This window comes from Zoogloea oleivorans (assembly GCF_008107625.1).
Taxonomy (GTDB): domain Bacteria; phylum Pseudomonadota; class Gammaproteobacteria; order Burkholderiales; family Rhodocyclaceae; genus Zoogloea; species Zoogloea oleivorans.
In genome coordinates, this window is sequence record NZ_SDKK01000043.1 from 1 (window position 1) to 20,604 (window position 20,604).

Here is a 20,604-nt window from a genome sequence, read left to right on the forward strand (position 1 = left end):
ACCGGCGGTGGGAAGATTGATTGTTGAAGCGTCCATGTGTCCTCCAGAGGATGGTGTTGGAGGACATGATCGTCAGGGGATCACGAGCGACTGAGAAGATGACTTGGCTGGACGCTTACGGATAAGGCACGGGGTCGGAGTCGCCAGGCCTCCACCGGGGCGCCCAGCCCTCACCGACAGTGATGTCTTACCAGACGGTCGAGCTTTCCCTCGTCCTCCTTCATAATCCCAAGTCTTGCCCGATCGGTTGCCTTCGGCCCTTACAACTCATGCTCAAGCTCGAAGACATCAAGAAGAACGCTGCCGTTTCGGGCATCGAGCCCGCTCAGGTGGTGCGGATCGTCACGACCGAACCAGTGGGGGACAACGCCCTCACCGTCTACTACAAGACGCCTGACGGCCGCCTTCTGGAACGGATGCTGTTCCGTACCGACGAAACCAAGCTCTCGCTCGCCGAAGCTGGCCGACCGTGGGCCTTCGACGCGCTTGGCGAAGACTTCAAGCTGGCAGCCGAAGCGTGGCGGATCAATCTGGCCCATCTGTTCGATCCGATGATGGCCGTCCACACGTCCAACGTGGAGCCCTTGCCGCACCAGATCACGGCGGTGTACGAGTCGATGCTGCCCCGGCAGCCGCTGCGCTACGTTCTGGCGGACGATCCCGGAGCGGGCAAGACCATCATGGCGGGGCTGTTCATCCGTGAACTCCTGATGCGGGCCGACGCCAGGCGCGTGCTGATCGTCGCCCCCGGCAGCCTCGTCGAGCAGTGGCAGGACGAAATGTTCGAGAAGTTCGGCTTGTCGTTCACGCTGTTCTCGCGGGAGCAGGTCGAGCAGTCCCGCAGCGGCAACCCTTTTGACGACTTGGACCTGATGGTCGCCCGGGTCGATCAGTTGTCCCGCAGCGAAGACCTGCTGGAGAAACTGCGCCTGTCTCACTGGGATCTGATCGTTGTCGACGAAGCCCACAAGCTCTCGGCCAACTACTTCGGCAACAAGGTCAACAAAACCAGGCGCTTCCAGCTAGGTGAACTGCTGGGTTCGATCACCCGCCACTTCCTGCTGATGACCGCTACGCCGCACAACGGCAAGGAGGAAGACTTCCAGCTCTTCATGTCCCTGCTGGATTCCGACCGCTTCTACGGCAAGTTCCGCGACGGTGCACACAAGGTCGATGTCACCGACCTGATGCGCCGAATGGTCAAAGAAGAGATGTTCCGTTTCGACGGGACACGCCTGTTCCCCGAGCGCCGGGCCTACACCACCAATTACAAGCTCTCCGACCTGGAAGCCGCGCTTTACGCCGCCGTCACCGAGTACGTGAAGGAGGAAATGAACCGGGCCGACCAGCTCCAGGACGGTGGCCGCAAGGGGACGGTGGGCTTCGCGCTGACCTCGCTGCAACGTCGCCTCGCCTCCAGCCCGGAGGCCATCTACCAGTCCCTCAAGCGTCGCCGCCACAAGCTCAGGCGGCGCGTCGAGGAAGAGAAGCTCCGGCAGCGCGGGCAGACCCTGGCAGAAACCTCGGAGCCGGCCGTCAACGGCAACGGAAAAAACGGCGACGACATCTGGGAGTCGGCCGAATCCCTGTCTGCCGAAGACTATGAGAACTTCGAGGAGGCGATCGTCGATCAGGCCACTGCGGCCCAGACGATTCAGGAACTCGAAGCCGAGATCTTCATTCTCGAAGCGCTGGAGGAGCAGGCCCGCCAGGTCGTCCATTCCGGTCAGGACCGCAAGTGGGATGAGCTATCGAAGCTGCTGCAGAACACGCCCGAGATGCACGACGCAGATGGACGTCAGCGCAAGCTGATCATCTTCACCGAGCACCGCGATACGCTGAATTATCTGGCGGTAAAGATCCGCGGCGTGATCGGCAACGAAGCGTCCGTCGTCATGATCCACGGCGGTGTCAAACGCGAAGAGCGCCGCAAGGTGCAGGAGCTATTCCGCAACGATCCGACCGCTCGGGTGCTGCTGGCCACCGACGCCGCGGGCGAAGGGGTGAACCTCCAGAACGCCAATCTGATGGTCAATTACGACCTGCCCTGGAACCCCAACCGGCTGGAGCAGCGCTTCGGCCGCATCCACCGGATCGGCCAGACCGAGGTCTGCCACCTGTGGAACCTGGTGGCATCCGAAACCCGGGAGGGCGACGTCTTCCAGCGCCTGTTCGAGAAGCTGGAAGTCGAGCGGGAAGCCTTGGGCGGCCGGGTGTTTGACATCCTCGGCGAAGTGTTCGAGGAAAGGAGCCTCAAGGACCTGCTGATCGAAGCGATTCGCTACGGGGCCGACCCCGAAGTACGCGCCCGCCTGCTGTGCAAGATAGAAGGTGCGCTGGATACCGCGCACCTCGAAACCATCATCAAACGAAACGCCCTGTGCGAAGAGGTGATGGACGAGCGGCGCCTGTTTGCGGTCAAGGAAGAGATGGAGAAGGCCGAAGCCCGCAAGCTCCAGCCCTATTTCATCCGCTCCTTCTTTAACCAAGCCTTCCAGCAACTGGGCGGCGAACTGCGCCCCCGCGAGCACGGGCGCTACGAAATCACCCACGTCCCGGCCAACATCCGCGAGCGCGACCGCCAGATCACCGGCCGGGACAGGCGTAACGCCGACCCGGTGCTGCGACGCTACGAGCGCGTCTGCTTCGAGAAGCAGTACGTCCGCCTGATCGACCGCATCAGTACGCCAATGGCCAGCCTCATGCACCCGGGACACCCGCTGATGCAGTCGGTCACCGATCTCGTCCTGGAACAGCACCGCAACAAGCTCAAACAGGGGGCCGTGCTAGTCGACCCGAGCGACAGCGGCATCACGCCGAAGGTGATGTTCATCATCGATCACTGCGTCAAGGAAGGCGCCGCGCCGGGCGGCCAGCACAGCGACTCACTGACCAGGGGCTACATCGTCTCCCGCCGCATGCAGTTCGTCGAGATCGATCCGCAGGGCGGCGCGAGCAACGCGGGCTGGGCGCCTCACCTGGACCTTGAGCCCATAGCCAAAGCCGACGCCGCCTTGATCGAGGACGTGCTGGGTGCCCCCTGGATCACTCAAAACCTGGAGCAGCAAGCTCTGGCCCACGCCTCCACCCACCTGGTTCCGGAGCACTTCGGCGAGGTGCGGGCCCGACGCGAGAAGAGTGTGGACAAGACCTTGGCCGCGGTCCATGAACGCCTGGTCAAGGAGATCAACTTCTGGTCGGACCGCTACATCAAGCTGCAGGACGACATCGCGGCCGGCAAGGATGTGCGTCTCACCCTGGAGAACGTCCGCCGCACGATCGACGAGCTGACCGCGCGCCGCGCGTCCCGCGAAAAGGAGCTGCTGGCGATGCGCCACGTCATTTCCGCAACACCAGTCGTCGTGGGAGGCGCCCTGGTGATCCCGGCCGGTCTGCTGGCCCAGCGCAAGGGGGCACCAGGATGGACCGCCGATGCTGCCGCCCGCGCCAGGATCGAATGGGTCGCGATGAACGCTGTGATGGACGCCGAACGCGCCCTCGGCCATGAAGTCATCGACGTGTCGGCGCAAAAGTGCGGCTGGGACGTAACGAGCTTGCCTCCCGCCATCGGTGGCAAACTCCCGCCCTCGCGTCACATCGAGGTCAAGGGCCGCGCCAAGGGCGCAACGACGATCACCGTGACCCGCAACGAAATTCTTTACGGGCTGAACCAGCAGGACAAATTCATCCTGGCCATCGTCCTGGTCGATGGGGACATGCACGAGGGGCCGTTCTACGTGACCAAGCCTTTTATGCAAGAGCCGGATTGGGCAGTCACCAGCGTCAATCTGGACTTGAATGAACTATTAAGTCGCGCAGTGCAGGGACAGCAATCATGAAAATTGATCATATTTATCTGAAAAACTATCGTTGCTTCGCTGCACTTTCGGTGGATTTTCATCCGCAGATGACTGTATTGGTGGCTCAAAACGGTCAAGGCAAGACTACGGTCTTGGATGCCGTCAAAATTGCCCTTTGGCCCTTCGTTGCTGGTTTTGACTTGGGCAGCACAACCAACGACGTTACCAGCATTCATATCGATGACGTTCGGCGAGAAGAGGTTGAAGCTCACGAAATGGACTGGCGCCTGCCGGCAGAAATAAAATCTTCAGGAAACATGCATGTTCGCCGGCTGATACTCGAGGATGTCATTGAAGATCCGTGCCCTCAAGCTGAGGAGGCTACGCGGGATTTTTCCATTATCTACGCCGAAAATGTTCCCTGGCAAAGCGTACGCTATCGTGACAGTGTGAAAAAAGGCACCAAAACAAAGGATCTCGTTGTCGTAAAGGCGCTGAATCTAAACGAGACTGCCAAAGCGCTGGAACTGCGAATATTTTCCAGTAGCCAGTCCCCCCCTGATGACTTGCCGATGTTGGGCTACTATGGGACAGGTCGCCTGTGGGCACAAAAAAAACTCACCGCCGTCCACGAAAAAAGTGATGACGAAACCCAGTCGCGCACATTTGCCTACCGTGATTGCCTGGACCCTGCTTCCAGCTATAAACACTTTGCGGCGTGGTTTAGTCGGGTTCATAAATCATACTTCCAGGCGCAGATTCGCAATCTTGAAAAACAACTACCCTTGAATGCCGACGTTGCCTATGGGCTCATCGCTCCTTTCAAGGCTGTACAAAAGGTTGTGGATTGCATTCTCAAACCCCATACCGGGTGGCACACTCTGGAGTACAGCGCCGAGCATGAGGAACTGGTCTTGACCAACGATCAGAATGGACGACTCAAGGTCAGCCAACTCAGTGACGGAATAAGAAACATGCTGGCTCTGGTTAGCGATATTGCATACCGCTGCTACAAACTCAACGCTCATCTCGGTGAAGCTGCTCCACGCCGTACGCACGGAATTGTCATGATTGATGAGGTGGACATGCACCTGCACCCAAGCTGGCAACAAACCGTTCTGACGGACTTGATGGCGGCGTTCCCCAAGCTCCAATTCATCGTCACCACCCACAGCCCGCAAGTGCTGACCAGCGTTGATTGCTCGTGCATTCGCTTGTTGGGCCAGGAGACCGATTCTGAAACCGGGGAGCAGGTCTCCACAATCAAGCCCGTCACCCTCCAAACCAAGGGAGTGGCGAGTTCCGATCTGTTGGCGCAGATCATGGGGGTCAATCCGATCCCAGACTTGCCTGAGGCGCAGATGGTGTCCGACTATCACGCGCTGATTCAGCAGGATCTGCACGAAACCGAGGGGATGGCACTAAGGGAAAGGATGGAAGCGCATTTCGGCGCCGATCACCCGGTGATGCGCGAGTGCGAACGCATGATTCGCCTGCAAACGTTCAAGCGAAGACTGCCGCGCAAGCTGGGTGAGGGAAACTGAATGCACAAGCTTCATCGAGATGCCATTCCGCCCACCTGCCTAGCCCGCTATCAACATGGCCGCGATCAGTGGTCGATGGGCAGCCCGTTGCCTGAGGAGCGGCAGGAAATCTGGGCCAAGCTCGACCTGATGCAAGGCCAGCGCTGCGCCTATTGCGAGGCTTCCATCAGCGACTTTTCGCGCCACATAGAACACTTTCGACAGCGTAGCCGCTACCCGCAAGGCAGCTTTGATTGGACCAACCTGTTTGGCTCATGCAATCGCGCAGGCAGCTGCGGCGACCACAAAGACAAATGTGGGAATTACCCCCCGGGAGACCTGATCAAGCCCGACGAGGAAGACCCTGAACAGTTTCTGGTCTTCTCGGACGACGGTTCCATACGCCCGCGTGCGGGGCTATCGGACAGAGATCGGCAGCGGGCTGAGGCGAGTATTCGTATTTTTCACCTCGATGGTGTGCTCAATCAAATCCGCCGCAGCGAAGTAGCGGGCTACGTACAAACCGCTGAAGAGTTCGCTGAGATGGCGGAGGTGTTTCCTGAAGATCAGTGGTTGCCATTGCTGGAAGAGGAAATCGCCAACATTGCCAATCTGCCATTTTCGACTGCCATCAAGCACGTGCTGACACGCCAAAGCGCAAATCGGAGAGGAGGATGAGGGTCTGCACGACATCATCGAGCTTTTCATGCAGGAGCCTGATTGGGCTGTTATGAACATGAACCTTGATCTCGACCAGTTGCTGGCCAAAGCGATAGACCCTCTGAAGGATTAATCATGCGGCGACCAAATCCCAATCTTCGCCAAAGACCGGCTCTCAAGAATCCTGACGAACTTCCTTTCGTGGTAAGTGGGTATGTGCGTCACCTCCTTGAACTAAGGCGCGTCATCGACGTTTACCTTCCCCTGATTGCTGAATTGCCAAGCTTTGAGCATTTGCAGAGAAGTCTCGACGAGCTGACTCGCCACATCGAAGAAATTGAAGACTGGATTGCAAAGTATCTCGATGAATCCTCCGGTCTCGATTTCCAGGACTTCGATTTTGAAATGAGGCATCTCATTTCCGATGCGCTCGAGACGACGCTTGATAGTTACCCCACTGCGGGAGGTGTAATTCCAGATCCCGCCTCGGCCAACGAAGAGCAGATGCAGAGCGATATTGAGTCCTTGACGGAGCAGATCTGGCAGGTCGTCCGGGGGCAAGGCTACAAGCTCCATGCGTCCCTGCATGGCGCACTTTGAGAGGGATGCACCTCATGTCTGTCGAGCCGATATTTGGCGATGGGAGGCCCGCACCGCCCATCGTGAGTCGAGAGACAATCGATCTTCAGCGCGCCTGTGAGCTGGTGTGTGAGTCAGTCCAGGCTCGTCTTCCCAAAGGAGTTTTGACTAAGGCCGAGTTGGACTTGAGCCCGACGCTGGCGCGCCTGTTTTTTCACTACACCGAAATCACCTACCGGACCCTCTGTGAGGAAAACAGCCATACCATCGAGCTGGACCTCACCGTGACCCAAGCCTATGCGGGGGATGCCTGGCTGCGCAAGCGTGCCGACGAAGTCCGGGCGCCTCGAAAAACCTCGACTCGCCCACTCTTGATAAAATTGCATCGTTCTGAATCCGCCCCGAGCCGACTCCGATGAAACCGCGCAGCGCCATCAAGACCGACCTGTTCGCAGACGAACATCACCGCAAGAAGATCGATACCCTGGGCGATCCGCTGGTCGAGATCGAGTCCTACATCGACTTCGTGGCGCTGGCGGCCGAGGTCGATCGCATCGCGCCCCGGCCGGTCAGCCCCCAGGGTGGCCGCCCGCCGTACCCGACCGAGACGATGGTGCGCATCCTGGTCCTGAAGCGGCTGTACAACCTGTCGGACGAGCAGATGGAGTACCAGCTGCTTGATCGCATGAGCTACAAGCGCTTCTGCGGGCTGGCGAACGCAACGAACATTCCCGACCGCACCACGGTGTGGACCTTCGAGAACCGCATCGGCGAAGCCGGCGCAAAGGCGTTGTTCGACGGCGTCTCGGCGCAGCTGCTCAAAAAGGGCTTCATCGCCCGCGGTGGTCAGATCATCGACGCGACCCTGGTGCCTGCGCCCAAGCAGCACAACAGCCGGGGCGAGAAAGCGTTGATTGAGCAAGGCGCGATGCCGGCCGCCTGGAAGCCCGCCAAGCGGCGCCAGAAGGACCTCGACGCCACCTGGACCAAGAAACACGGCAAGAGCCACTTCGGCTACAAGCTCTCCATCAACGTCGACATGAAGTACAAGATCATCCGCAAGATCGAGACCGACACGGCCAGCACGCACGACAGCCAGCACTTCGACAACGTGTTCGATACGGCCAACACGAGCCGGGACGTCTATGCCGACCGGGGCTATCCGTCGGCGGAGCGGGAAGCCTGGCTGAAGGAAAACGGTTTCCGCAACCAGATCCAACGCAAGGGCCATCGCAACAAGCCACTGTCCGACTGCCAGCAGCGACGCAACAAGCGCATCGCCAAGACGCGTGCGCGGGTCGAGCACGTGTTCGGGGCCATCGAGCAGATGGGCGGCAAGTTGCTGCGCACCATCGGCCGGGCGCGCGCGAACTTTGCGATGACGATGATGGCGGCCTGCTACAACCTGAAGCGGCTGGTCTATCTCCAGAAGGCCGGAATCGAGGCCTTCTGACGCCAGAAATTGGCCGAATCGCCGCTGCCCGAGGCGATTCGAGGCAAAAACGGGACGGCGCTGCCGGCGACGGCGGTTATGTGCCGAAGAAACTGATCAGAATTCGATCGTGATCAGCATTGCGCGGTGGGATTTACTGAAAACCTCGGGTTATTCGAGGTGCCCGTCCTTGAGACGATGGCCCAAAACGCATCGGACCTGCTTATTCCTGAATCTCCATTCGACTATCTGCGCATCTGTGACCACCAGGGCAATGCCTTGTACGAGCAGGGCACACCTACCTTTCAGATCCGTTAGCCCATGACTGCAGTCAAAACTCCAAAAAAACTCATCGAAGTCGCCCTCCCGCTCGACGCCATCAACGTCGCTTCGGCCCGCGAAAAATCCATCCGCCACGGCCACCCGAGCACGCTGCATCTGTGGTGGGCTCGCCGGCCACTGGCGACCGCACGAGCAGTGATCTTCGCGCAGATGGTCAATGATCCGGGCTACCAGCAGGGCGGCGGGTTTAAGTACGGGGCGAACAAGGAAAAGGCTGCCATCGAGCGCGAGCGCCTGTTCAGAATCATCGAAGACCTGGTGCTGTGGGAGAACACCAACAACGAAGAGGTGCTGGACCGCGCCCGCGCCGAGATCGTGCGCAGCTGGCGCGAAACCTGTGAGCTCAATAGGAAACACCCGCAAGCCGCCGAACTCTTCAACCCGGACAAGCTGCCCGCCTTCCACGACCCCTTCGCGGGAGGCGGCGCGCTGCCCTTGGAGGCACAGCGCTTGGGGCTCGAAAGCTACGCGTCCGACCTCAACCCGGTGGCAGTGACGATCAACAAGGCGATGATCGAGATCCCGCCGCGTTTTGCCGGCCGATCGCCGGTCGGGCCACGGCTGGTTGGCGACAAGCAGGGCAAGTTCGCTGAAGACTGGTCCGGCGCCAAGGGACTCGCCGAGGACGTGCGTCGTTACGGCGCGTGGATGCGCGCCGAGGCCGAGAAACGTATCGGTCACCTGTATCCGAAAGTCGAAGTCACTCCCGGGATGGCGGCCGAACGGCCTGACCTCGCGCCATTGCTCGGCCAGCATCTGACGGTGATCGCGTGGCTGTGGGCGCGCACGGTAAAAAGCCCCAACCCTGCCTTTAGCCATGCAGAGGTGCCGCTGGCCTCGTCTTTCGTGCTGGCGAGCAAGGAAGGCAAGGAGGCCTATGTCGAGCCGATCGTCGAAGGGGATTCGTATCGGTTTACGGTGAGGATCGGGGCTCTGACCGAAGCGGCGAAGGCCGGCACCAAGGCTGCGGGACGCGGCGCAAACTTCGCCTGCTTATTGTCGCAATCACCGATCGGTGGCGATTACATCAAGGCCGAGGGGCAGGCTGGCCGGATGGGGGCACGGTTGATGGCGATTGTGGCCGAAGGGATACGCGGGCGCGTTTACCTGACGCCGAGCAAAGAACATGAGGTCGTTGCTACTCAAGCGCGACCGGACTGGAGGCCCTCAGGTGAGGTGCCGGCCCGACTCACCGGCGGCACGTGTGTTCCCTACGGTTTGAAAGAATGGGGACACCTCTTTACCTCTCGTCAACTGGTTGCACTGACGACGTTTTCCGATCTGGTACATGAAGTCATTGAGCGCTGCCGGCAGGATGCTGTGAATGCGGGAATCAATGATGATGGCGTAGGCCTGGATGCAGGGGGGCTGCGCGCGACGGCTTATGCACAGGCAGTTGGAGTGTATTTGGGGATAGCCGTCGATAAAACTACGGACTACAACAGTTCACTCGTCGCATGGAGTCCAACGCGAGATCAAGCCAAGACTACTTTTGGGCGGCAAGCTCTACCAATGGTTTGGGACTACGCAGAAGTGAATACCTTGGCAGGCGCTGCGGGCGACTTTAATGTGTCAATCGCGGGCATCTGCCGAGCGATGCCTGCACTAGCTTCGACGAAACACGGATTTGCTCAACACGCAGATGCTCAAACTCAGCAGATAAGTGCGGGTAAAGTTGTATCTACTGACCCCCCGTACTACGACAACATAGGCTACGCGGACCTGTCCGACTTTTTCTACGTATGGCTGCGTAAGAGCCTGAAACCGATCTTCCCCGGCCTCTATGCGACGCTTGCAGTCCCCAAGGCCGAGGAACTGGTTGCCACGCCTTACCGCCACGGTGGCAGGGAGCAGGCCGAAGCCTTCTTCCTCGACGGTATGACCCGCGCCATCCACAATCTTGCCGAGCAGGCCCACCCGGCCTTCCCGGTGACGATCTACTACGCTTTCAAACAGGCTGAGACGAAGGATGACCTCGGCACCTCCAGCTCCGGATGGGAAACCTTTCTCGAAGCGGTGATCCGCGCGGGCTTTTCTATCTCCGGCACTTGGCCGATGCGTACTGAACGCGACGCCCGCTCGATTGGCATAGGCACTAACGCCCTCGCTTCCAGCATCGTCCTCGTCTGCCGCAAACGTGCCACCGAAGCACCCACCGTCAGCCGACGCGAGTTTCTGCGTGAACTCAACGCTGTGCTGCCCGATGCGCTTCTTGACATGACCCGGGGCGGCATCAACAGCCCGGTCGCGCCAGTGGACTTGAGTCAGGCCATCATCGGCCCCGGCATGGCGATCTTCAGCCACTACGCCGCCGTCCTCGAAGCCGACGGAACACCGATGAATGTCCGTACCGCACTACAACTCATCAACCGCTTCTTCGCCGAAGACGACTTCGACCACGACACCCAGTTCTGCCTGCACTGGTTCGAGGGCCAGGGCTGGGCCGAAGGCAAGTACGGCGAAGCCGACGTGTTGGCCCGGGCCAAGGGCACCAGCGTTTCCGGTCTGACCGAAGCCGGCGTGATCGAAAGCGGCAAGGGCAATTTGCGCCTTCTCCGCTGGGCTGAGCTTCCGGCCGACTGGAGTCCGGAAACCGACGCCCGCACGCCGGTCTGGGAAGCCCTGCACCACCTGATCCGCGCCATCAATCAACAAGGCGAGTCAGCTGCCGGCGCCTTGCTCGCCCGCATGCCGGCCCGCGCCGAGTCGGTTCGCGCACTGGCCTACCGGCTCTACACGCTGTGCGAGCGCAAGGGCTGGGCCGAAGAAGCACGGGCCTACAACGAGTTGGTGACCGCGTGGACGAGCATCGAACAGGCCTCGACCGATGCGGGTGTAGTGGGCGCGCAGGGCAGTTTTGAAATTTGAGCCTGGTGAAACAGCAACTGGAGAATGACTTTGGCGAGAACTGATGAGGCACCGGGCCTCAGTGCCGAGGCCGCCTTTGAGGCCTTTGCACGGGACTGCCCTGTCGCAGAAAGGCAGCAGGCCCTAACTACTCTGATCCGGGCCAAGCTGATCCCCAAGAAGGCAGACGACAGCCGCTTTCAGAGCGGCTTTCGGGCTCTGGTTACTGCAACCACAGATCAAGCACTGCCAGCCCAAGAACGGCTGCTGGCTCTGGCGGAGGTAGTACGGGCAGCACAAGTCGTCAAGCGTCTGCAGGCGGGTCTTGCTACAGCGCTAGCACCTGCTTTTACGGAATCACTGCCGCCACTGCAAGCACTCAAAGAAGCCGATGACCGGCTTAACGTGGCCAGGGCCTGCGGCCTCTTCGAGGCCCCTTGGCTAAAGGCTTACCTGGCCCGCTCGATTGCTGAAGAGGAGCAAGGCGAGAATGCGCGTCTTGAACTGGCTACGGGCCTACTGCGGCAAAGTGACTCGATCGCTTCGATGCTGACGAGCATTGCTAACCCACTGAGGGAGGTGCACCCGGAAACCGAAGCGCCGGGAGATAGCCTCGCCCGCAGACTCACCCGCATTCTGGCCGCTTTACGGGGTGTTATTCCAGCCTCGGAGCTGGAGGCGGGGGATGCTGTCGGGCAGGCTTTGCATCAGTTGGTATCCGTGCCGTTCAGGGCCGTAGGGCGACCACAGAATGAAAAGGTCCAGACCGAACTTGCCAAGGAAGTAATGCTGTTGACCCACGAGGTGTTGCGTACCCGCTTCTCGGTGGCGACGGACCCTGCCATGTTTCAGGCGGTGAGCTACTGTCGACAACTCCTGGGCGGTGGGTCATGGCCGTCTGCCTTGCAAGACTGCCTGTCGCTCCTGATCAAGGATATTCGAGAAGCCCTGATCCTTTTGGGGCGCCAGGGCGTAAGAGATCAGCAGCTCCTGGCGCAATTGGATATGCTCTCGAACTTCCCACAAAGGGCGCAGGCAATTGCCAGGGAGATAGCGGAACGTCATCCCGAGATGGACGAAGACACCCGGCATTGGCTGACCCATGGCCGTTTGCCCGTTCGACGGGAGTCGAGCAACACCGCGCAGGAGACCGCAGCCCGGGAAGCCGACGAGTCCATCGGTTTGGCCCTGCATGCGGCCAAGGAGGCTCGGCAGGCGATGGAGGGGATTCGCAATCCGCTCATGGCGACGCTGGACATCTACGAGCAAGGTCTGGTGGCCGTGACCTCGGACTGCTTTACCCGGCTGGAAGCCCTGGCTCTTCAGGTGGAGGCTGCAGCACACCACCGAGGCCTTGCCTTGTATGGCACACCAGGGGAGCAGGTGGACTTTGCGCCAAAGCTCTTTACACAGATTGGCGCAACAGATCGACAAAAAGTCATTCTCAAGCAGCCGGCGGTGGTGAGAGTACGTAAGGACGGCAGTGTGGGGGATGTCGTGGTAAAGGGCCTAGTGGAATAAGTCGGACCAACGAGGAGCGTACGAGGGTGAACATCGAAGTTGCCAAGTATCTACTGGAAAGCCTGATCGAACGAATCGACAGGGGGTCAATCGGCACAGTGTCGAGCGGCGAGCGTGAGGCGCTGGGTGTAGCGCTGAGCCTGCTGAAGGAGGACCACCGTGTTTCACTGACACCTCCTCAGGAAGAAGTGCGTGACAGGATTTCCGACACGCTCCCTGCGGTGCCGGCCTCGCCCTCCAGGCCGACACCCGTTGAGGAGCCACTGCGGGAAAAGCCCTCGGTCACGGTAAAAACCGTCGAACTGAATCTGGACGCGATCCACAAATACGAAGTGGATGAGCCCGACTTGCTCATGTGCCTCGACTTTGGTACCGCCATGTCCAAAGCTTTCGCCATGTCGGTGGACGGGCAGTCCTATGAATTGGAGCTGGGCGCAGAGGCCGGTGGGGAAGGCTATGCCGTACCGTCGTCAGTATTCATCTCTGATGCAGGCAAGGTCCTGTTCGGCTTTGAGGCCGTCGAGGGAAGCCAGGAACTGGTGGATTCCGGACGGCAGCGTCTCGACTCGATCAAAAGCTGGCTCAGCCTGCGCGTCGAGGGAGATCTCGATGCCTATATTCTGTCCAAAGAGCTGAACCCTTCCGAAGTAAAGCTGACGGAAGGCGATCTCATCCGGATCTATCTGGCCTACCTCACCGATTTGGGTGTAACGCAGCTACAAACCTGGTTTTCGAGCGAAAAGCCATCCCATCGCCACGTGAGGCGGCGTTTCGCCCATCCCTGCTGGCCCTCTGCAGCGCAAAAAACCTGGGCCGATCGCCTGATGCGTCAGTGGCTCGCTGAGGCACAAATTCTCGCCGACACCTTTCACGGGCAGTGGAAGGGGGGCATAGACGTCGCACTGGTAAAGGCTGCGGTGGACAAGGTGCGGAGTCTGCCGCGCAGGCCCGAATATCTGATCGCAGAGGGTGTCCCGGAGCCGGTCGCGGTTGCGGCCGGCGCACTTGTCGATGGCCAGGAAAAACGACTTCCCTTCGTTGTGATTGACGTGGGCGCGGGTACGACCGACTTCGGTTTGTTCATCCTGAGGGAGAACGAAGAGGACGAGTCCTCCCGGGTGTTTCAGGTACCGGGCTCCATCAAGGCGCTCTTGCAGGCCGGCGACAAGGTCGACGGGATGCTTAAGAAATTCATTCTGGACGCTCAGGCCGTGGACGTCACAGACTCCCAGGGTCGGCTGGTCGCCGCCGATCTGAGCCGGCGTATTCGACGCTTGAAAGAGCGTCTCTTTGAAACTGGCGAAGTTAAGTATGTGCTGGCAGACAGCACACCTGGGCGCATCAATCAGGAGGACTTCCTGGCCTCGCGCCCGATGCGGGAGTTTGCCGAGCGAGTTCAGACCGGCTTTCGGGCGGTTCTGGAGTCCATTGACGACACTTGGCTGAACTATCTGAGCCAGGCCGGACTTTCCGTCATCCTGACCGGGGGCGGTGCGAAGCTGCCGATGATGAAGGAGCTTGCACAAGGTTGGGTCGAGGTTCGGGGCAAGCGCATTACCCGCACGGGAGTTAACCCTCTGCCCAGCTGGATTCCGGAGCAAACGCCGGATCTGGAGCCTGTATACCCCCAACTTGCGGTGGCTATTGGCGGCGCAGCGGCGGAGCTTCCTGAAACCGTCGAGGGACCACAAGCCTTTGGCGGCGGAGGTGGGCGTAGCAGCTATGCCGCCGGAAGCCTCCAGTTGAGTGGTGCCTGATTCCTCACGCAATTCAACGTGCCCAAGCCTGCTGCTTGGGCTAACTCAGATTTCGAATTTCCGATGACTCTCAAGCCCTGGCGTGAAATCGCCGTTCCGCATGAAGACGTGCTCAAGGGCACCTTCCAGCAAGCCGAGTTCGCGGCTGACCTGTCCCGCGTCCATGACGGCACGGCCACCCCGGAGTACCAGAATCCGGCGCTATTTTTCCAGCGAACCTTCATCACCGAAGGGATGCGTCTGCTGCTCGACTCGGTGGTCAAGCGCCTGGCCGGCAAGGGGGGCGATCCGGTCATTCAACTGCAGACTGCCTTCGGCGGCGGCAAGACGCATACGATGCTCGCGGTTTATCACCTCGCCAAAGGTGAGGCCGTTGCCAGTGACCTGCCCGGTGTCCCGGCCATTCTGGATGCTGCCCGCGTCACCGAACTGCCGCGCGCCAGGATCGCCGTGCTCGATGGCATCAAGTCCTCGCCCAACCAGCCGGTGCTGCGCGACGGCCAAGCGATCCGGACCCTGTGGGGCGACCTGGCTTGGCAACTGGGCAAGGCCGAGGGCTACGCGCTGGTGGCGGAGGCGGACGCCTCGGGCACATCGCCTGGAAAGGCCGTACTGGAAACTTTGCTCAGCCGCTACGCACCCTGCGTGATCCTGATCGACGAGTTGGTGGCCTACGTGCGTCAGTTCGAAGAGGGCAAGGTGCTGACCGGCGGCAGTTTCGATTCGAACCTGAGCTTCGTGCAGGCGCTGACGGAAGCGCTGAAGGCCGTTCCGACCGCTGTGCTGCTGGCCTCGCTTCCCGAATCGGACAAGGAGGCGGGCAGCCAGCGCGGCGTGCGGGCGCTGGCCTCCCTGTCGCACTACTTCGGTCGCATCCAGGCGTTATGGAAGCCGGTGGGTACCGAGGAAGCGTTCGAGATCGTCCGCCGCCGGCTGTTCACGAACATCAACGACAAGCTGGCAGCCGAAATGGTGTGCCGGGCCTTCGCCGACTACTACGCGGCGAACAGCGAAGAGTTTCCGCGGGAAACGCAGGAGAGCCGCTACTTCGAGCGCCTGATGCGCGCGTACCCGATCCACCCGGAAGTCTTCGACCGGCTGTACGAAGACTGGTCCTCGCTGGACAATTTCCAGCGCACCCGGGGGGTGCTCAAGCTGATGGCCAAGGTCATCCACCGGCTGTGGAAGGACAATGACAAGGACCCGCTGATCATGCCCGGTAGCTTCCCTCTGGAGGATGCCGAAACCCGCAACGACCTCATCTATTACCTCCCCCCCGGCTGGGACCCGGTCGTCGAGCGCGATGTGGATGGCGAGCGGGCCGAAACGACCGAGATCGAGAACCGTGACACCCGCCTCGGGAGCGTGCAGGCCTGCCGGCGCACGGCACGGGCGATCTTCCTTGGCAGCGCGCCGTGCACCGTCAACCAGATGGTGCGAGGCATCGAGTTGGAACGCGTCGCCCTCGGCGTCGCCCAGCCCGGGCAACAGGTCGGCATCTACAAGGACGCGCTGCGTCGCCTGGCCGACCGCCTCCACTATCTCAACAGCGGCAACAACCGCTTCTGGTTCGACACCCGTCCGAACCTCAGGCGGGAGATGGAAGACCGGAAGCGCCGCTTCCAGGACAAGGAGGACGTGTTCCCGGTCATCCGCGACCGTATCCAGAAAGTCCTGGCGAGCGGGCTGTTTGGCGGCATCCACATTTTCACGGCGAGCGGCGATGTGCCCGACGACTGGCAGTTGCGCCTCGTGGTCCTGCCGCCGGATGCGGCTTTCAGCCGTTCGGGCCAGAGCCTGGCGATCGACCGCGCCGGCGAGATCCTCAAGCAGCGGGGCGAGCAGCCGCGCTTCAAGCAAAACCGGCTGATCTTTCTGGCCGCCGACTACGACAGCGTCAGCCGCCTGAAGGAACAGGTGCGCTCGACGATGGCGTGGCACACCATCGTGAGCGACATCAAGGAAGCGAAGCTCAACCTCGACGTTTTCCAGTCCAGGCAGGCCAGCAAGAGCCTGGAGGATGCGAATGACGCCCTGCGCCGGATGATCCGCGAGACCTACAAGTGGATCATCGCGCCGATGCAGGAGGCCCGCCCGGGCAAGGGCTTGTCCGAAATCCGCTGGGAGCATTTTCAGCTCAATGCCGGCGCGCAAAACCTGTCGCAGGACATCGAGCGGGTGCTGAAGGAGAACGAACTTCTGATTACCGAGTGGGCGCCGATCCATCTGGCCAAGATGCTCAAGGACTGGTTCTGGAAAGACGAGGTCAAGCATGTCCACCCGCTGGAGGTTTGGCAGCAAACCTGCAAACAGCTCTACCTGCCGCGCCTGAAGGAGGACACGGTGTTTCAGGCGACGCTGGGCGCCGGTGCAGAGAGCCGGGACTTCTTCGGCTTCGCACAAGGCAGGGAGGAGGAACGCTACATCGGCTTCACTTACGGCAAGCGCACGTCGCTGATCATGGACGACTCGCTGCTGGTGATCGAACCCGGCGCAGCCGCAGCGTATGCCGATGCGCTACGGGTAGCCGAAGACGCAGAGCGGGCCAGGGCAGCAAAAACGAGCACCGACACAGGCTCGTCGTCGGGCAGCACAGGAACGGAAGGAAACAAGGTCGAAGAGCGCCCCGGGAAGGAGTACAAGCCCGGCATCGCGGAGCCTGCCAAGAGCGCGCCCAGGACAAGCTACTACGGGGGTATCGATCTCGATCCGATTCTGGCCAAGAAGCAGTTCGCCGACCTGGTCGATGAGGTCATCCAGCAGTTCACCGCCCGTAGCGGCGTGAGGGTGGAGATCTCGGTGGAGATCCGGGCCGAGTCGTCGGCCGGCTTCGACGACGGCTTGCAGCGAGCGGTAAAGGAAAACTGCAACGTCCTGAAGTTCAAGGTGGCGGAGTTCGAGTAGGACTCGCCGCAAGTTGGGCGCACGCTTTTACGAAGTCACAGGACTGCCAGAAGAAGCTCGTAATCCTCCAGACCCTCTGGAGCATCGCGAGACGTGCTGTATCGGTTACCGTTGGCCAACTCATACAGATATGTAATTGGGCCATTGATGGAGTCCTTGGCACGCCATATTTTGCTGAGGACTTCCATCCTCCACCCCTCGGAGTTGTTGCGGGGGAGTTGACTGACAAGACTAAGCTCTCGAATCTCCACCCCCAACCTCTCACGGTCTCGGAAAGCATCGACAAGGTGTGTAACGGTAGCAAACATTGCCGTCTCGCAGAACTGCCCGTCATCGGCATTCACAACATAAGTGACATAGAACCATTCTTCCGTCGCGGTCAGTCGGATCGAGGTCCATGCATCTTCTCCTGCTCCCAGAAGCTTGGACACAAACGGGTGGTGCGCAAGCGCGTGAGTAACGAACATCGACTGGCATCCTTCGTAATGAATCGAGGTGTGTAACTACTGAGATTTCGAATAAGTTGAATGAGATGGCGAGCAAGTGAAATTCGGGCCTGCTTGCGAACCATAGCAGCGCAGGCCGACTTCACCTGGTCTGCATGCCAGCCTCCATCGCGAAGCATCCGCCAACCTCCGGCTCGCATACCGCTTTGGCAAGCACCTACTTTTTTGAGACTCACATAAATTAAAAACAATAAATTCAACTAGTTACAGACAAATAACGTCCTAAAAGACGATTTAAGTCGGTTTTCACGAGAACGATTGGACTGAAGGGAGACGACTCGACCCTCACCTCTCAAAGCAACATTGTGACTTAAACGCGGCTGACTTAAAAGCAGCAACTGCTGAGACTGAACCCATGTCTCCAGTTTCCGAACTCCAACAATGCCCACAAGGCAACCCTAGCGCGCGTTCGCTACTCGCTAAAAATTTAATTCGCTTGCGGAAGGGAAAAAAATGGTCGCAGGAGGATCTAGCTCTGGAGTGTGGCCTGCACCGCACCTTCGTTGCTCACGTTGAACGTCAAGCGAGAAATATTTCCATCGACAACATTGAACGGTTGGCGACAGCATTCGGAGTTCCTGTTCACGTGTTGCTAACGCCCCAGGGCAATCGCACCGTCACGTCATGAATCCGAGCACCTCCGCCCGAAACTCGTCAGACGCCGAAGCCATCAATCTTTTGTTCTTTATTCCCACCTTGCTGGTGGTGTTGAGGCGCAATAGATTCATCACGATATGGCGGACGATTGCGAGGTTATTGGCCGCGAAACCACTGCGAGTGCGGGACTGGTCGTCCGCGAGTTGAACATCGAGGCACCAGTGGAGCCGGTTTTCCACTTCCCAATGGCTCCTCACCGCACGCGCCAGGCGTGCGGCGTCGGCGGGCAGGCTGCTGATGTAATACGCGCGCTCAATGCTCGTCCGCCCGTCCTCCGTGCGCTCGCGCTCGATGATGGCGAAGCTGTGGATGTCCTGCCACTGTTCATGCTTGTAGAGCCGATCCACCGCGTCGTAGGCCCAGCAGCGGCGCACCTCGAGACGGCCATGATCCGTTTTGGTGGCCGTGACTTCGTCAGTCGAGCAGGGCTGCAATGCGCCTTCCGGGCCCAGCCCGGCAAACATGATCGAATCGAGCAGATTCGGGTGGTTGTCCTTCACGCACAGCACATAGTCGGCCTCGCCTTTGCGGATCGTTTCGGCGATCTTCGTCTGGGTGCCCATTGCGTCGATGGTCACGATCGTCCCTTGGAGCGCCAGGGTCTTGAGCAGCTCGGGAATGGCGGTGATCTCGTTGGATTTCTCCTCGGTGGCCTTCTGCCCCAGAACGACCCCGAGGCCGGCGGCGAAGGCGCTCACCAGGTGCAGCGGATGGGAGTCGGCGTCATTCTTGTTGTGAGACCGGCGGCTGGTCTTGCCGTCGATGGCCACCACCGTGTCTTTTGCCAGCGCGGGGATCACCATGCCCACCCAGCGCCGGAAGGCGGCCTCGAACTCGTCGGGCGAAATCAGCCCGAACACGCGGGCCAGCGTGTCGTGGGAGGGGATGCCCTGCTCAAGCTTCATGAAACCCCGCAGCCAGTCGAGTTTCAACTTGGCCCACTCCTCGATGCCCACAAAGTCGTCCGCGCCGCTGAGCACCCCGCACACCACGACCGTCAGAAGTTCGGCCAGATCGTGCTGCGTGTGCCGAGGGCTGCGCGGATCGGAGATCGAAACAAACACCTGCATCAGCGGCATCACTCCTGTCTTCATGGGAAGCCCAAAAAGCCAGGAAACTACACACTTTATGCGGCTGTGAACAGGGGGCGTGTAAGTTCATGAAGGTGAACGAAATTTTGCGGTGGGGTATGTCGGGTCGCTACGATTGCCCTGGCTAACGCCCTAGTCCTGTCACTACTGTTTTATCTTAATAATAAAATGATAACAACCACAGCCTGAAGTGTTGTGCATAGCCCGTCTTGGAAAATAGGCTCTATTGTCAGTCATTCACAATGGGCGCATTAAGTTCCACCTCAGTTATGTGATTAGCGGCTGCGTTAAAGCTCCAAACAGCAAACTTCGCTACAAGCTTATTATTCTCCCTTTCAAGTCTTTCAACCTTCAACTCCAACTCAACGATTTTCCTTGCAGTAGCATCTTGCGACCTTATGCTCCCTCGAAAACTCTTTTTCCTAGCAAGAAATAGTCTTTTAACTTGATACGCATCGGCTATTCTCTGACGCTTTCTTAAACCCTGTTCCGTATACCTCTGCCTGAGCACCTTATCTATAGATTCAATAACTATAGCCCAAGATATTTTCTCTGAAACAGACTCTATAACAGATACAATCTTATCCTCCATTTCAGGAGTGATGTTGATTGCGCGCTTAGTCATTACTGCCCTCCCAGAGAACCCAAACTCTTCCGCTCCCTCCCACCCTGCCTATTCAGAATTAAACCCAATTTTTCGATTAAAGCCTGAGCAAAAGAAGAAGTATCTTTTTGACCTGCAGACAACTGAGCAATTGAACCTTTTTTTACAGACTTATTCAAATAAACATCACCAATCAAACGATCAAGCTTTTCCAATTGCCTTATTGTTTTTTCTAGCCATTGATCAGCCCCTTTAACACCATCTTCAACATCCTCAGCAACCTGCTTTTGATACTCACTTAGGCGAGAACGTAGCTCTTCGGCTTTCTTTATAGCATTTTCTTCAAATTGAACCACACCCTTAAGGGCACCTCGAATAACC

At 59.4% G+C, this 20,604-nt stretch carries 15 protein-coding genes; 11 read left to right on the top strand and 4 right to left on the bottom strand.

All coding sequences use genetic code 11. The annotated features are described in order from the left end of the window. Positions 1 to 269: 269 nt before the first annotated feature. The 10 genes from ETQ85_RS24565 (at position 270) to ETQ85_RS24610 (ending at position 17,365) form a co-directional block, all read left to right on the top strand. Positions 270 to 3,839, top strand: a complete 3,570-nt coding sequence (locus ETQ85_RS24565; protein WP_148581640.1) for a helicase-related protein — start codon at positions 270 to 272, stop codon at positions 3,837 to 3,839. Beyond that, positions 3,836 to 5,344: an AAA family ATPase gene (locus ETQ85_RS24570; RefSeq protein ID WP_148581641.1), complete on the top strand. Its 1,509-nt coding sequence runs from the start codon at positions 3,836 to 3,838 to the stop codon at positions 5,342 to 5,344. The genes ETQ85_RS24565 and ETQ85_RS24570 overlap by 4 nt, the downstream gene beginning before the upstream one ends. Further along, positions 5,345 to 6,001, top strand: coding sequence for a retron Ec78 anti-phage system effector HNH endonuclease PtuB (gene ptuB, locus ETQ85_RS24575; RefSeq protein ID WP_148581642.1), 657 nt, complete (start codon positions 5,345 to 5,347; stop codon positions 5,999 to 6,001). Between the two features lie 117 nt (positions 6,002 to 6,118). Beyond that, entirely contained in the window at positions 6,119 to 6,583 is a 465-nt protein-coding gene (locus tag ETQ85_RS24580) for a hypothetical protein (RefSeq protein ID WP_148581643.1), read from the top strand. A 164-nt stretch (positions 6,584 to 6,747) separates the two neighbouring features. After that, positions 6,748 to 6,981, top strand: a complete 234-nt coding sequence (locus tag ETQ85_RS26745; RefSeq protein WP_222862298.1) for a hypothetical protein — start codon at positions 6,748 to 6,750, stop codon at positions 6,979 to 6,981. Next, positions 6,978 to 8,015, top strand: coding sequence for an IS5 family transposase (locus tag ETQ85_RS24590; RefSeq protein WP_148577996.1), 1,038 nt, complete (start codon positions 6,978 to 6,980; stop codon positions 8,013 to 8,015). The genes ETQ85_RS26745 and ETQ85_RS24590 overlap by 4 nt, the downstream gene beginning before the upstream one ends. A 300-nt stretch (positions 8,016 to 8,315) precedes the next feature. Further along, a complete protein-coding gene (locus tag ETQ85_RS24595; RefSeq protein ID WP_148581645.1) occupies positions 8,316 to 11,204 on the top strand; it encodes a DUF1156 domain-containing protein in 2,889 nt (962 codons plus the stop codon). A 24-nt stretch (positions 11,205 to 11,228) separates the two neighbouring features. Further along, the gene (locus ETQ85_RS24600) at positions 11,229 to 12,704 is read left to right on the top strand and encodes a hypothetical protein (RefSeq protein ID WP_148581646.1); all 1,476 of its coding nucleotides are present in this window, start codon (positions 11,229 to 11,231) and stop codon (positions 12,702 to 12,704) included. Between the two features lie 26 nt (positions 12,705 to 12,730). Continuing rightward, positions 12,731 to 14,461 (top strand): acetate and sugar kinases/Hsc70/actin family protein, encoded by a 1,731-nt coding sequence (locus ETQ85_RS24605; RefSeq protein WP_187394855.1) that lies wholly within the window; start codon positions 12,731 to 12,733, stop codon positions 14,459 to 14,461. A 63-nt stretch (positions 14,462 to 14,524) separates the two neighbouring features. After that, positions 14,525 to 17,365, top strand: coding sequence for an ATP-binding protein (locus ETQ85_RS24610; protein WP_148581647.1), 2,841 nt, complete (start codon positions 14,525 to 14,527; stop codon positions 17,363 to 17,365). A gap of 35 nt (positions 17,366 to 17,400) precedes the next feature. Here ETQ85_RS24610 and ETQ85_RS24615 read toward each other — a convergent pair whose 3' ends face one another. Next, the gene (locus tag ETQ85_RS24615; RefSeq protein WP_148581648.1) at positions 17,401 to 17,832 is read right to left on the bottom strand and encodes a hypothetical protein; all 432 of its coding nucleotides are present in this window, start codon (positions 17,830 to 17,832) and stop codon (positions 17,401 to 17,403) included. A 394-nt stretch (positions 17,833 to 18,226) separates the two neighbouring features. Here ETQ85_RS24615 and ETQ85_RS24620 point away from each other — a divergent pair, with 394 nt between their 5' ends. Beyond that, on the top strand, positions 18,227 to 18,499 hold the full coding sequence (locus tag ETQ85_RS24620) for a helix-turn-helix domain-containing protein (protein WP_148581649.1): 273 nt from the start codon (positions 18,227 to 18,229) through the stop codon (positions 18,497 to 18,499). Here ETQ85_RS24620 and ETQ85_RS24625 read toward each other — a convergent pair. The 3 genes from ETQ85_RS24625 to ETQ85_RS26435 all read right to left on the bottom strand — a co-directional run. Then, on the bottom strand, positions 18,489 to 19,622 hold the full coding sequence (locus ETQ85_RS24625) for an ISAs1 family transposase (protein ID WP_148581650.1): 1,134 nt from the start codon (positions 19,620 to 19,622) through the stop codon (positions 18,489 to 18,491). The genes ETQ85_RS24620 and ETQ85_RS24625 overlap by 11 nt on opposite strands. Before the next feature lie 226 nt (positions 19,623 to 19,848). After that, positions 19,849 to 20,244, bottom strand: a complete 396-nt coding sequence (locus ETQ85_RS24630) for a hypothetical protein (protein WP_148581651.1) — start codon at positions 20,242 to 20,244, stop codon at positions 19,849 to 19,851. Continuing rightward, positions 20,244 to 20,604: hypothetical protein (locus ETQ85_RS26435; RefSeq protein ID WP_187394856.1), on the bottom strand; the 361-nt coding region annotated here is incomplete at its 5' end. The genes ETQ85_RS24630 and ETQ85_RS26435, both read right to left, overlap by 1 nt.

Excerpts from the sequence above, each read along its gene's own strand:
- ETQ85_RS24630 (WP_148581651.1), bottom strand. The coding sequence starts at position 20,244 with ATGACTAAGCGCGCAATCAACATCACTCCTGAAATGGAGGATAAGATT.
- ETQ85_RS24615 (WP_148581648.1), bottom strand. The coding sequence starts at position 17,832 with ATGTTCGTTACTCACGCGCTTGCGCACCACCCGTTTGTGTCCAAGCTT.
- ETQ85_RS24580 (WP_148581643.1), top strand. The coding sequence starts at position 6,119 with ATGCGGCGACCAAATCCCAATCTTCGCCAAAGACCGGCTCTCAAGAAT.
- ETQ85_RS24610 (WP_148581647.1), top strand. The coding sequence starts at position 14,525 with ATGACTCTCAAGCCCTGGCGTGAAATCGCCGTTCCGCATGAAGACGTG.
- ETQ85_RS24620 (WP_148581649.1), top strand. The coding sequence starts at position 18,227 with ATGTCTCCAGTTTCCGAACTCCAACAATGCCCACAAGGCAACCCTAGC.
- ETQ85_RS24565 (WP_148581640.1), top strand. The coding sequence starts at position 270 with ATGCTCAAGCTCGAAGACATCAAGAAGAACGCTGCCGTTTCGGGCATC.
- ETQ85_RS24625 (WP_148581650.1), bottom strand. The coding sequence starts at position 19,622 with ATGAAGACAGGAGTGATGCCGCTGATGCAGGTGTTTGTTTCGATCTCC.
- ETQ85_RS24595 (WP_148581645.1), top strand. The coding sequence starts at position 8,316 with ATGACTGCAGTCAAAACTCCAAAAAAACTCATCGAAGTCGCCCTCCCG.
- ptuB (WP_148581642.1), top strand. The coding sequence starts at position 5,345 with ATGCACAAGCTTCATCGAGATGCCATTCCGCCCACCTGCCTAGCCCGC.
- ETQ85_RS24600 (WP_148581646.1), top strand. The coding sequence starts at position 11,229 with ATGACTTTGGCGAGAACTGATGAGGCACCGGGCCTCAGTGCCGAGGCC.
- ETQ85_RS24590 (WP_148577996.1), top strand. The coding sequence starts at position 6,978 with ATGAAACCGCGCAGCGCCATCAAGACCGACCTGTTCGCAGACGAACAT.
- ETQ85_RS24570 (WP_148581641.1), top strand. The coding sequence starts at position 3,836 with ATGAAAATTGATCATATTTATCTGAAAAACTATCGTTGCTTCGCTGCA.